At 70.7% G+C, this 11,136-nt stretch carries 10 protein-coding genes and 1 pseudogene; 6 read left to right on the top strand and 5 right to left on the bottom strand.

What is annotated here, in order from left to right; genetic code table 11:
* Window positions 1-74: 74 nt before the first annotated feature.
* Window positions 75-1,256: a serine/threonine-protein kinase gene (locus ACFVXK_RS03790; RefSeq protein ID WP_389609939.1), complete on the bottom strand. Its 1,182-nt coding sequence runs from the start codon at window positions 1,254-1,256 to the stop codon at window positions 75-77.
* Between the two features lie 886 nt (window positions 1,257-2,142).
* On the opposite strand from ACFVXK_RS03790, the gene ACFVXK_RS03785 reads away from it, so the two are divergent.
* Complete coding sequence (locus tag ACFVXK_RS03785) at window positions 2,143-2,868, top strand: tyrosine-type recombinase/integrase (protein WP_389609938.1); 726 nt, start codon at window positions 2,143-2,145, stop codon at window positions 2,866-2,868.
* Between the two features lie 59 nt (window positions 2,869-2,927).
* Here the strand turns inward: ACFVXK_RS03785 and ACFVXK_RS03780 are convergent, their stop codons facing one another.
* Both ACFVXK_RS03780 and ACFVXK_RS03775 read right to left on the bottom strand, forming a co-directional pair.
* A complete protein-coding gene (locus ACFVXK_RS03780; RefSeq protein WP_389609937.1) occupies window positions 2,928-3,749 on the bottom strand; it encodes a serine/threonine protein kinase in 822 nt (273 codons plus the stop codon).
* 74 nt (window positions 3,750-3,823) lie between these two features.
* Window positions 3,824-3,994 (bottom strand): helix-turn-helix domain-containing protein, encoded by a 171-nt coding sequence (locus ACFVXK_RS03775; protein ID WP_078909523.1) that lies wholly within the window; start codon window positions 3,992-3,994, stop codon window positions 3,824-3,826.
* 654 nt (window positions 3,995-4,648) lie between these two features.
* Between ACFVXK_RS03775 and panD the strand changes: the two genes are divergently transcribed.
* The 4 genes from panD to ACFVXK_RS03755 all read left to right on the top strand — a co-directional run bounded on the left by panD (window position 4,649) and on the right by ACFVXK_RS03755 (window position 7,742).
* Window positions 4,649-5,068: an aspartate 1-decarboxylase gene (gene panD, locus ACFVXK_RS03770; RefSeq protein WP_389609936.1), complete on the top strand. Its 420-nt coding sequence runs from the start codon at window positions 4,649-4,651 to the stop codon at window positions 5,066-5,068.
* Window positions 5,069-5,083: 15 nt separating this feature from the next.
* A complete protein-coding gene (locus tag ACFVXK_RS03765) occupies window positions 5,084-5,425 on the top strand; it encodes a GNAT family N-acetyltransferase (RefSeq protein ID WP_389609935.1) in 342 nt (113 codons plus the stop codon).
* Window positions 5,422-6,054: an aspartate/glutamate racemase family protein gene (locus tag ACFVXK_RS03760; protein ID WP_389609934.1), complete on the top strand. Its 633-nt coding sequence runs from the start codon at window positions 5,422-5,424 to the stop codon at window positions 6,052-6,054. Before ACFVXK_RS03765 ends, ACFVXK_RS03760 begins: the two co-directional genes overlap by 4 nt.
* A gap of 362 nt (window positions 6,055-6,416) precedes the next feature.
* Window positions 6,417-7,742 carry a transglycosylase family protein gene (locus ACFVXK_RS03755; RefSeq protein WP_389609933.1) on the top strand — a complete coding sequence of 442 codons (1,326 nt, stop codon included), beginning with the start codon at window positions 6,417-6,419 and terminating at the stop codon, window positions 7,740-7,742.
* Between the two features lie 51 nt (window positions 7,743-7,793).
* On the opposite strand, the pseudogene ACFVXK_RS03750 reads toward ACFVXK_RS03755, so the two are convergent.
* Window positions 7,794-8,618: pseudogene (locus tag ACFVXK_RS03750) on the bottom strand (DMT family transporter); the annotation flags it as partial.
* 280 nt (window positions 8,619-8,898) lie between these two features.
* On the opposite strand from ACFVXK_RS03750, the gene ACFVXK_RS03745 reads away from it, so the two are divergent.
* Window positions 8,899-10,392: an SDR family NAD(P)-dependent oxidoreductase gene (locus ACFVXK_RS03745; RefSeq protein WP_389609932.1), complete on the top strand. Its 1,494-nt coding sequence runs from the start codon at window positions 8,899-8,901 to the stop codon at window positions 10,390-10,392.
* 103 nt (window positions 10,393-10,495) lie between these two features.
* Here ACFVXK_RS03745 and ACFVXK_RS03740 read toward each other — a convergent pair whose 3' ends face one another.
* Window positions 10,496-10,927 carry a hypothetical protein gene (locus ACFVXK_RS03740; RefSeq protein ID WP_389609931.1) on the bottom strand — a complete coding sequence of 144 codons (432 nt, stop codon included), beginning with the start codon at window positions 10,925-10,927 and terminating at the stop codon, window positions 10,496-10,498.
* Window positions 10,928-11,136 lie beyond the last annotated feature (209 nt).

Genomic DNA, 11,136 nt, shown 5'->3' with positions numbered 1-11,136 from the left:
TGGAAACCGTCGCTCGACGCCCCGTACGCACCCATTCCGACACAGACTCTCACCAGGCACTGTCAGTGCATGAGTCAAAGAGCAAGATCCGCTGCGTACAACACTCGCAGCTCGTCCGCGACCCGCTTCGAAGCGGGCGGCCGTCCCTGAGCCGGGCCTGCCTTCGCTCGGGCTTTCGGGCGATCGGTCGCCGTAGTCGGCTCCGGCAGCGGAACCGCCGGTTCATGCCCAGCGGGCTCCGCTTCTTCCTCATCTTCCTCGTCCGGCACCACTGCCCGCGGGGGCACGTCCAGAGGGCTGGGGACTTCGCCCTCAGCCGTGGAAGCCTGTTCTTGGAGCAGCTTCTCGAAGGAAGCCGTCAGCGGCTCCCCCGCCGCTGACGGCGGAGCGCCTGCGGTGGTGTGCGAAATCAACGCCAGCCTGGCGGTCGCCGGGGCCGTGCCGGAATCGGCGAGTATGCCGGCGCACGCCTTGGAGACGTCTGCGAGGGATGGCCGGTCTTCCGGCTCGTGCGCGAGCATCGACCCGAGCAGGGGCTGCAGCGCCGCAGGTACACCAGAGAGGTCCGGTGCGATGTCTGCGTTGGTGACCTGGGCCGCAATGGCTTCCCAGCGTGTCCCGTCGTATGGGTAGTGGCCGGTGGCCGCGTACAGCAGGACCGTGCCCAGCGCGTAGACGTCCGCTGCCGGGGTCACCTGCGGACGACCGCTCGCTTGCTCCGGGGGCATGCACCGCACCGTGCCGATGATCATGCCACTGTGCGACAACGTCTCCTGAGAGGTGTCCATGAAGGCGCCGAGACCAAAGTCGATGATCATCGGCCCGTCGCTGCCGAGGATCACGTTCTGAGGTTTGAGGTCGCGGTGCAGCAGACCAGCGGCGTGCACAGCCGCAAGACCCTCGGACAGCAGCGCGCCGAGGCTTGCCACCAGCGGGAGAGGGAGCGCGCCGTCAGTGTCTATGCAGGCCAGCAGCGTGCGGCCGGCCACGTACTCCATGGCGAGCCAGGGCTGGTCAGCGTACGGGTCGGCGTCCAGGAAGCGTGCCACCCGGTTCGTACCGATCACTGTGCGGGCGATCAGGGCTTCTTTCTCGAAGCGCGCACGGGTCACCGGATCCAGCTTGTCGTTGCGGATCACCTTCACGGCAACCGGGTCACCCGCAGGGGTGTAAGCGAGATAGACCTCGCCCATCCCGCCCGAGCCGAGCTCCCGCGCCACCGTGTAGCGACCGATCCGCGTGGGTACCCCGCTCATCCGTACCGACTCACCTTTCCGGTGCGCCTCACCCGATCGGCGCCGTTCCCGGGGCTACTCTAATCGGCCAAAAGGCCAGGCTGGGGGCCTTTCGGCGTGATCAGGGCACGAGGGAGACGAGCCTGGCCGGATCTCGCGCCTCGCCGTGCCTGCGGCAGACCATGCGGCGGGGCGGTTTCGACGTTCTCGGGGTAAGAGCGGCCTGGCTGAGGCGGCACAGGACGGCAGAAGTTTCTGTCGCTTCGACGTGCCCTTCCGTGACCACCGGGGACTGCCAGATAGCGGCGGTGGCTGCTCGCCAGCGTCGCGAACGTCCGAGGCCTCGCTGCGTCCTCTCCTCAGGATTGGTCGAGTGGGGCGGCGGACAGTCTCGCGGACATCCGAGGCGTGAGGCGAGGGCGCAAGTGTCCGGGAGGTTGCTGATCTCTGTCCTCCCCGCAGCCACCGAGTACGCCGAAGGCAATGGACGGTACGTATGCCCTATTTGCGTAAGCTGCCCTCCGGAAACTGGCAGGCCACGGTCAGGAATCGTGCTGGCAAGCGGTTCAGCCGAACATTCCCTTTGCGCTCGCAGGCCCGCGGCTGGGGTTTGGATGAAGAGGCGAAGGTCAGGCGAGGTGCGTCTCCGTGTCACGGGGCCAGCAAGATCAAGTTTATGCAGTGGCACGGCCGCTGGTGGGAGGCCCGATTGGTCGGGCCTCAAACGCTCAGGGGCGATGCCTCGTGCATCCGCACCCACCTCACGCCGTACTGATCGGACTGGGAAGTGCGTGCGATCTCGAGGCTGGACGTGCAGGCCTGGGTCCGGAGGCTTGTCGTGGACGGGAAGGGTCCTTCGGCCATCCGGCGGGCCTACAACCTGTTGTCCTCCATCATGCGAGCGGCGGTGGACGAAGAGCTCATCACGGTGACGCCATGCCGGCGTATCGCTCTGCCGCCGGAGGCGGTGAAGCCGCCGCAGTGGTTCACGATCGCGCAGGCCCAGGCCATCCTGGACGAGCTTGACCAGCCGTGGCAGACGATGGTGCTGCTTGCCTTCTATACCGCCCTTCGGTGGGGCGAGCTTGCCGGCCTGCACGGGCACCGCATTGACTGGCGGCGCGGCCGCTTGTTCGTGGTGGAGGTCAATACAAAATCGGGGATCAAGGAGTATCCGAAGACCTCCAAGAGCTGCCGCGAGGTTCCGATTCCTGATCACGTCCTCGACGCGCTGGCCCGACACATGCACGACCGCGACCGTGAGGGCGTCGTCTTCACCACCGTCACAAAGGGACGGTCGGGCCGGCTCCTTGACGACGGCAACTGGCGGGCCCAGGCATGGTGGCCCGCGATGAGGCGGGCGCACTCCATGGACGCTGACGGTGCGCTGGTGCGCGTCCCGCAGTACCCGCCGCACTCCACCCGCCATACATGTGTGTCGTGGCTCGTCCAGAAGGGCGTCTCGCTCTACGACGTCCAGCACCTACTTGGCCACGAGAGCTATCAAACGACACAGCGGTACGCACACCTCGCCCCGGGCGCTCACCAGGCGGTCATTGGAGCCTGGGAACGACTGGACTCCCAGTTGGTCGTCCCAACGGGGGCGGTAGTGTCCGGCGCCAGCTCAGCGTGATCAGGTAGGGAGCCTGCGGTGGCCTGGTTCAGAGGCGGTGATGCGTGGACACCGCAGCGTCAGCCAGTTTGGTCTCCTGCTGCCTGCCAGGCATCGATGAGCGCGCCCACGGACGGCAGTCGATTCTGCGGCTCAGGTGCGGTCGCCTGCGCGATGACAGCCAGCTGGGCCGGGGTTCCGCGCCACTGCGTCTCCTCGTCGCCGGCGTCGAGGAGGAGGCGCAGTGCCCGGCCCAGGTTGAAGACCGTGGTGCGGATGTCAATGAGCGAACCCCGGACGAACTCCTCGGGCGCCATGTAGCGGCTGGAGCCGGGGAGCCGGTCCCCCTCCAGGGTGAAGGGGCCGGGGCGGTACTCGTCCAGATCGCAGAGCATCATGCGTTGCTGATCGAAGTCGTAGAGCATGCAGCCGTCGTACAAATCCACGGCTACGTATCCAGCATCTTCGACAGCCAGATGGGCGTTGAGCAGTGCTTCCAGAGCGATATTGATCTGGGCGAGCGGCTGGGCCCTGAACCGTGCCATGGGGCTGCCGGGAGCGGCGCGTCCGCCGTGGCGTGACCGGGTCGGGTGGTAGAGAACCTCACCGCTCGTCCACGGATAGACGAGCACAGGGCCGATGTCCGTCGTGAAGGAGTGCGCCAAGGCCACGATGCACGGATGTGAGATGGCATGGTGAACGGCCATCGCCCTGTCCAATGACGGGACGGCTTCGGGTGCCGACGCGGTCTTCACGAACCAGCGCTGTCCCGATGCCAGCAATCCGTAGGAGGTGCAGCCGGAGTCTTGATCGTCGAACCGCTGGAACACGGTGCCCAGCCGGGCCAGCAGAGGCTCGAGCGCCGGGACGTGAGTAACGTCCTCGAACGGGTGCGTCTTCATTTCCGGAATGCTGTCAGTTTGGGTGCAGGTCCGCAGTGATATCGGTTGATGCGATGTCTGGCTGGCGATCGGCACTAATGGATCTTTTGCTGCTCCAGCCACTTGAAGACCTCGGTCTTCTTGTAGAGGACCTTCGCGTTCCTGCCTCGGCCGAGCTTGTAACCCTTCAGGCCGAGCTTGGCGGCCTCCTTGTACACCCAGCTCGTGGACATATTCAGCATGGTTGCCACCTCGGACGTGTTCATGAGCACGGGCTCGACGATGCGCCTCCCGTGAGGCCCGTCTGCTGCGGTGTTTGTTCTGCCGAGGGGCGTCTGCGGATCTATGGGCAAGGATCTCCTTCGGTTTGGAGGCCACGCCGATCCGGAATGGATCGGCCTGCAGCCCGGCAGGCGGCGGCAGGGTTAGGTGCACCCAGTGGGCGCCCTGTCGTCGTGCGGACTACAGCAATGGTCACGACAATCCCCGGTTTGGCTAACCGGGGATCTGCCGTTACCTTGCTCCGCCGTTCGGGTCCGGTGATTGCTGTGGCGATCCGAGGGCAGCGTCATCCGGGCTGGGGGTACTGCGCTTCTCAGAGCTGGGGCCGCCGCCAGGTGGCCCCCGGGGTGTACTGACTGGCGACCTGCTCGCGTGGCTCCGGTCACAGTGGAGGTGGTCCTAGTGGCTGCCGAGGGTCGTTGCGTAGGCTGGCGTCGTCGTCACGGCGGGGGAGTGGGTGAGGCTCCTCAACCCCTCCGAAGTTAGCTGACGGTGAGTCAGAAAAGTCAGCAATTGGTCAGCATCAGTCCTCAAAAACATGGGGAAAGCTGACCGAACTTGCGACTCGTTGTAGGGTAGGGAAACCGCACTTGACCTGCAAAAACGCAGGCAGGGAGCATAGATCCAGGAGTACCTCGATGATGCGCACCATGTTCAAGTCCAAGATCCATCGGGCCACCGTCACCCAGGCCGACCTGCACTACGTCGGTTCCGTGACCGTCGACGCCGACCTGCTCGACGCCGCCGACCTGCTGCCGGGGGAGCTCGTCCACATCGTGGACATCACCAACGGCGCGCGGCTCGAGACGTACGTCATCGAGGGGGAGCGGGGGTCCGGGGTCATCGGGATCAACGGGGCCGCCGCGCACCTCGTGCACCCCGGGGACCTCGTCATCCTGATCAGCTACGCGCAGGTCGAGGACGCCGAGGCGCGGGTGCTGAAGCCGCGCGTCGTGCACGTGGACGGCGACAACAGGATCATCGAGCTGGGGGCGGACCCGTCCGCCCCCGTGCCGGGAACGGACCAGGAGCGCAGCCCCCACGCGGTGGCTGTCTGAGGGGAGTCGGGGACCATGGCGATCACGTTGCTGGACGAGCGCAAGGCGGGGCGGCTGCTGGCCGTCGAGGACGACGCGGTGGTGGGCTTCATCGCCTACTTCGTGCTGGAGGCGGAGCCGCACGCGCTGGTGGCCGTGCACACGGTCGTCGAGCCGGGGCACGAGGGGCGGGGGATCGCCGGGGACCTGGTGGGCCGCTTCTACGAGATCGCCGCGCAGGAGGGGGTGGCCGTCGTGCCGCTCTGCCCCTACGCCGCTCGGTGGGCCGCCAAGCACCCCGAGCGGGCGCCCGTGGCGCCGGCCGGTGTCGTCGACGCGGCGATCGCGCAGCTGGACCGGGACGCCGACCTCTGGTGACGGGCGAGGCACTGACCCTGCTGCACACGTCGCCGGTGCACGTGCCCGTCTTCGACGCGCTGCGCGACGAGCGGCACCCCGGGGCCGTGCTGCGCCACCTCGTGGTGCCGCGGCTGCTCGACCGGGCCCGGGAGGCCGGGCCCGGAGCCGTGGCGGGGCAGGTGTGCGAGGTGCTGGAGGGGGTCCGCTCGCCCGTGCTCGTCACCTGTTCGACGGTCGGCGCGGTCGCCGAGTCGCTGGCGCCCCGGCTCGGCGTGCCCGTGCTGCGGGTGGACCGGCCCATGGCGGCCGAGGCCGTGCGCAGGGGGCCGCGGGTCCTCGTGCTGGCCGCGCTGGAGTCGACCCTCGCGCCGACGGGGGAACTGCTGGCCGAGGAGGCCGGCGGACTTCCCCTGGAGGTGCGGAGCCGGGTCGTGGACGGGGCCTGGGAGCGCTTCGAGGCCGGGGACGGCGACGGCTACCTGGAGCTGGTGGCGCGGGCGGCGGACGCGGTCGAGGAGGCCGACGCCATCGTGCTGGCGCAGGCCTCCATGGCCGGAGCCGCCCGCCTCGTGCGGACGCGGGTGCCCGTGCTGTCCAGCCCGGCCCCCGGGCTGGCGGCCGCCCTGCTCGGGGGGCGTACGGGCTGAGATCGGGGGAAGGTGGGGTCTATGGTGCGAAACGCAGAGCAGACGCAGCCCCCGGTCCCCGAGCCGGACCCCGTCCCCTCGCCGGCACCGCCGCTGCCGGACCCCGGGCCGGTGCCGCGGCCGGTGCCGCCCGTACCGCAGCCGTTCCCCGAGCCTGACCCCGTACCCCCGCCGCCGGGACCCGCGCCGATCCCGCAGCCCGGCCCGTTGAGCCGGGACCGTTGAGCCGGGCCCGTTCGAGCCCGTCGAGCTGAGCCCTGAGGGGGTCAACTGCCGGGTCGGAACGGCTGGTTGTGGCCCTTGTCAGGACATCGGGGCGCCGTTAGGTTGTGCGGTTCCTGATGTCTTCCAGGGGGGCTCCCATGGGTGTACGGGGCCGGCACCGCCGGTATCAGCCGAGCAGCATCAACCGGGCCTCGCTCGTCGTCACCGCAGGTGGCGCCGGTATCGCCCTCCCCCTCATCGGTGCCGGGGACGCCCAGGCGGCCGCCGTCGACACCTGGAACAAGGTCGCCGCCTGCGAGTCGACGAACAACTGGCAGACCAACACCGGCAACGGCTACTACGGCGGGCTCCAGTTCAGCCAGAGCACCTGGCGCGAATTCGGCGGCACCGCCTACGCCCCGCGCGCCGACCTGGCCACCAAGGACCAGCAGATCGCCGTCGCGGAGAAGGTGCTCAAGGGGCAGGGGCCCAAGGCCTGGCCCGCCTGCGGCCCCCAGGCCGGGCTCAGCCGCAGCGCGGCCGCCCCGGCCGCCGGCACGGCGCCGTCCGCGAAGCCCTCCCCGAAGCCGCAGGCGCAGGCGCCCAAGGACCGGATCCAGCCGACCAAGGCCACCACCGGCGCCCCGGTCGCCATGCCCCGCCCGACGGGCACCACCGTGCTGCCGAACCCTTACGTGGTCGCCCCCGGGGACTCCCTGTCGAGCATCGCCTCCCAGCAGCACGTCGAGGGCGGCTGGCAGGCCCTCTACGAGACCAACCGGCAGGCCGTCGGCGGCAACCCGGACCTGATCTTCCCGGGCCAGCGCCTCACCCTGCGCATCACCGCCGCGCCCGCACCCGCGCCCCCCGCGCAGAACCCCGAGAAGCCGCCGCGCACCGCCGAGCCGGTCAAGCCCGTCGAGCCGAACACGCAGCAGGACGCCAAGCCCGAGGCGAAGCCCGACGCCAAGCCCGAGAGCAAGCCCAAGCCCGAGCAGGCCGCCAAGCCCGCACAGCCGTCCGCCAAGCCCGCCAAGCCCGCCGAGAAGCCCGCCTCAACGGAGCAGAAGCCCGCCTCGGGAGGGTTCACCGCCCCCGTCGATGCCGAACTCGGCACCGCCTACCACGTCGCGGGCTCCTCCTGGTCGAGCGGCTACCACACGGGCGTCGACTTCCCCGTGCCGACCGGGACCGCCATCAAGGCCGTCGGCCCCGGCACCGTCGAGTCGGCCGGCTGGGCCGGGGCCTACGGCTACCAGGTCGTCATCAAGCACGCCGACGGCCGCTACTCCCAGTACGCCCACCTCTCCGCGCTCGGCGTGAAGGCCGGCCAGCAGGTCTCCGGCGGCCAGCGCATCGGCCGCTCCGGCTCGACCGGCAACACCACCGGACCCCACCTGCACTTCGAGATGCGCACGAGCCCCGCCTACGGCTCCGACATCGACCCGCTGAAGTACCTCCGCGGCAAGGGCGTCGGCATCTGAGGGGTACGGGGGCCGCGGGGAAACCGACCCCCGCACGTGCGGCGGCACGGCCGTGAGCAGGATCAGGCCGGCCGCCGCCAGCACGCCGCTCGCCAGCGCGGCCACCGCCCCGGTGGCCCCGTACCGGAAGCCCTCCTCGAACAGGGTGACCCCCACGGCCGCCGCCACCACCGGGTTCACCACCGTCACCGTGGCCAGCGGCGCCGTCAGCCCCGCACCCCGGTAGGCGGCCTGCGACAGCAGCAGCCCGACCGCCGCCAGCACCGCGATCGCCGCCACGTCGGGCAGCAGACCGCCCGGCCCCTCCGCGGAGTCCGGGGCGAAGCCCTCGGCCACCGACTTCGTGAACACCGAGGCCATCCCGAACGCCGTCCCGGCCGCCGCCGCCAGCAGCACGCTGCGCAGCACCGGCCGCCGCATCCGCCGCGAGGCCGGCACCAGCACGGCCACCGCCACCGCCGTCACCGTCAGCAGCAGGCTCCGCTCCCCGCCCGCCAGGGCCTGGTGCCCCCGCCCCTCCCCGCCCGTCAGGGCCAGCAGCCCGGCCAGGCCCACCGTCGCGAGCACCGCCCCGCGCCAGGCCGCCGTACCCGCCCGCCGCCCCACGAACGCGGCCGCCAGCGGCAGCGCGAAGACGATGGTCAGCGCGCCGAGCGGCTGGACCAGGCTCAGCGGCCCGTACGCCAGCGCCACCACGTGCAGCAGGGCGCCCAGGCAGTTCAGGGCGACCGCCGCCCACCAGCCCGGGCGGCGCAGCGCGGCCGTCGCGCGGTCTTCCGCGGAGCTCGCCGCGACGTGTTCCTGGAGGATCGCGCCGCCCGCGTACGCGACGGCCGACACCAGGCAGAGCAGAACCGACAGGGCCAGGGCACTCATGGGACCCACCATGCCGCAACCGGGGCCCCGGTTCATCCGTCCACGGGCCCCTTGATCGAGGTCCGAGTCATCCTCCTGGCATACACCAGGGGGAGTACGCGCAAGCCGCGCCCGCGGGGACGAAGGACCTGATCCCCTCCATACCGTGACAGGACGCTCGCGGTCGGTGAGGGTACCGCGAACGGGTTTGGTCCCGGGCGTGTCGGATCCGTACAGTTTCCGTTTTGGGGACTTCCGCAGCAGGCGGACGCGGACGAGCGAGCAAGGAACGGCAGCGGCCATGACGGTGACCGATACCGACACCCACACCGAAGACGACCAGGCATACGGGCCGGGCATCGACCCCGAGCGCCTCGCCGTCTGCCTCAGCGTGCTCGACGAGCTCGACACGATCGACGTCGACCACCCCGACGCCATCACGGTACGACGCGCCACCGCCGGCATCTACCGGACGGTCAAGCAGCGCCGCCGCCAGGAGCGCCGCGCCGCCAAGACCGCCAACGACAAGGCCGTCACCGAGGCCACCGCCACGGGCTCCGCCGAGCGCATCGACGACGAGACCGAGGGCATCCTGCCCTCCTCGGTCACCGAGGCCGGCCGGATCGCCGGGATACTCCAGCGCCCGCGCTCCTGCTACGTCTGCAAGACCCGCTACGTCGAGGTCGACTACTTCTACCACCAGCTCTGCCCGGACTGCGCCGCCGAGAACCGCGCCAAGCGCGAGGCCCGCGCCGACCTCACCGGCAAGCGCGCGCTGCTCACCGGCGGCCGGGCCAAGATCGGCATGTACATCGCGCTGCGACTGCTGCGCGACGGCGCCCACACGACGATCACCACCCGCTTCCCCAAGGACGCCATCCGCCGCTTCAAGGCGATGGAGGACTCGGCGGACTGGATGCACCGCCTGGAGGTCGTCGGCATCGACCTGCGCGACCCGGCCCAGTCCGTGGCCCTCGCCGAGCAGGTCGCCGCGGCCGGCCCGCTGGACATCCTGATCAACAACGCGACGCAGACCGTGCGCCGCCTGCCCACCGCCTACGCCGCGCTGGTCGAGGGCGAGAGCGCCCCGCTGCCGGCCGGCGAGCTCCCCGCCCACCACGTCATCGGCGCCTTCAACTCGGGCGCGGTCGACGGCCTGGCAGCGCTGCCCGTCGGCGTGAGCGGCCTGGAGGCGCAGAAGGTCGCCGACCTCGCCCTCGTCGCGGGCAACGCCAGCCTGGAGCGCCACCTCGCCGGCACCGCCATCGACGCGGGCGGCCTGCTGCCCGACGTCGTGGAGAGCAACACCTGGGTGCAGACCATCGACCAGATCTCCCCGGTGGAGCTGCTCGAGACCCAGCTCTGCAACTACACCTCGCCCTTCATCCTGATCAGCGCGCTGCGCGCGTCGATGGCCGAGGCCGCCCGCAAGGCCTCCAGCGGCCGCGCGTACGTGGTCAACGTCTCCGCGATGGAGGGCGTCTTCAGCCGCGGCTACAAGGGCGCGGGGCACCCGAACACCAACGCCGCCAAGGCCGCGATGAACATGGTGACGCGGACCAGCGGCCAGGAGATGTTCCAGAGCGACCGGATCCTGATGACCTCGGTCGACACCGGCTGGATCACCGACGAGCGTCCGCACTTCGACAAGCTGCGCCTGGCCGAGGAGGGCTTCCACGCGCCCCTCGACCTCGTCGACGGCGCGGCCCGGGTCTACGACCCGGTCGTCCGCGGCGAGGCCGGCGAGGACCTGTACGGGGTCTTCCTCAAGGACTACTCGCCCGCCAACTGGTAGCCGTACCCGCTTCGGCGGCCGTACGCATCCACGGGCCGGCCCCCGTCCCCGCTCCGGCGCGGGAGGGGGGCCGGCCCGTCATCCGTTCGGGTCAATCCCGGCGTCAGAGTTGGTAGGCCCCCGCCGCGACCAGTTCGAGCACCGGACGCCAGTCCTCGACCACCCCGGCGTCCAGCCCCGCCGCCCGTCCCGCCTCCGCGGCCCGGTGCAGGGCCTCCGCGTCCTCGCCGCCGGCCGCGGGCCCCCGCAGCAGCCGGGCCACCCGGTCGCCCAGCAGCGGGCGGACCGCCTCGGCCGCCTCGGTGTCGGGGAGCCCGGCCGGGCCGTGGACCGGGCCCCGGACCGGGCCGTGGATCAGGCCGTGGATCAGGCCGGCCACCTGGAGTTCCTTGTCGTACGGGTGCGAGCGGCGCAGCAGGGCCGCGGTCCGCAGCCCCAGGTCCCGTCCGGGCGCGTCCGGCCCGGCCCGGCGGGCGTGCAGCAGCTCCATCAGCTCGTCGACACTGCCGATCGAGGGCATCCCTGACCTGGCCATCGCCGCTTCCCTCCGTCGTCCGCGCTCGCACGCCGCCGCCTTCGCCGAGCAGATCAGCCCCGGCGGACACGCCGGAGGACGACTTCCTGAACTCGCGGCGAAAACAAGCGGTCCAGCGTGGATTTTACCGTTCCATCGAGCGGCACCCCGCTCATATGTGTACCCTGAGGCGCAAGGATCCCCACCCGGGATCCGCTCCACCAAGGCGC

Origin of the sequence: Streptomyces sp. NPDC058157, assembly GCF_042884105.1 — a bacterium.
Classification (GTDB): domain Bacteria; phylum Actinomycetota; class Actinomycetes; order Streptomycetales; family Streptomycetaceae; genus Streptomyces.
Note: the sequence above shows the minus strand (reverse complement) of the source record. Positions and strands in the feature narration are given on the sequence as shown.

What these genes read in the sequence shown, in the direction of transcription:
- ACFVXK_RS03775 (WP_078909523.1), bottom strand. Translation starts at nt 3,994, where the DNA reads ATGAACACGTCCGAGGTGGCAACCATGCTGAATATGTCCACGAGCTGG.
- ACFVXK_RS03740 (WP_389609931.1), bottom strand. Translation starts at nt 10,927, where the DNA reads ATGGCCAGGTCAGGGATGCCCTCGATCGGCAGTGTCGACGAGCTGATG.
- panD (WP_389609936.1), top strand. Translation starts at nt 4,649, where the DNA reads ATGATGCGCACCATGTTCAAGTCCAAGATCCATCGGGCCACCGTCACC.
- ACFVXK_RS03745 (WP_389609932.1), top strand. Translation starts at nt 8,899, where the DNA reads ATGACGGTGACCGATACCGACACCCACACCGAAGACGACCAGGCATAC.
- ACFVXK_RS03780 (WP_389609937.1), bottom strand. Translation starts at nt 3,749, where the DNA reads ATGAAGACGCACCCGTTCGAGGACGTTACTCACGTCCCGGCGCTCGAG.
- ACFVXK_RS03765 (WP_389609935.1), top strand. Translation starts at nt 5,084, where the DNA reads ATGGCGATCACGTTGCTGGACGAGCGCAAGGCGGGGCGGCTGCTGGCC.
- ACFVXK_RS03790 (WP_389609939.1), bottom strand. Translation starts at nt 1,256, where the DNA reads ATGAGCGGGGTACCCACGCGGATCGGTCGCTACACGGTGGCGCGGGAG.
- ACFVXK_RS03755 (WP_389609933.1), top strand. Translation starts at nt 6,417, where the DNA reads ATGGGTGTACGGGGCCGGCACCGCCGGTATCAGCCGAGCAGCATCAAC.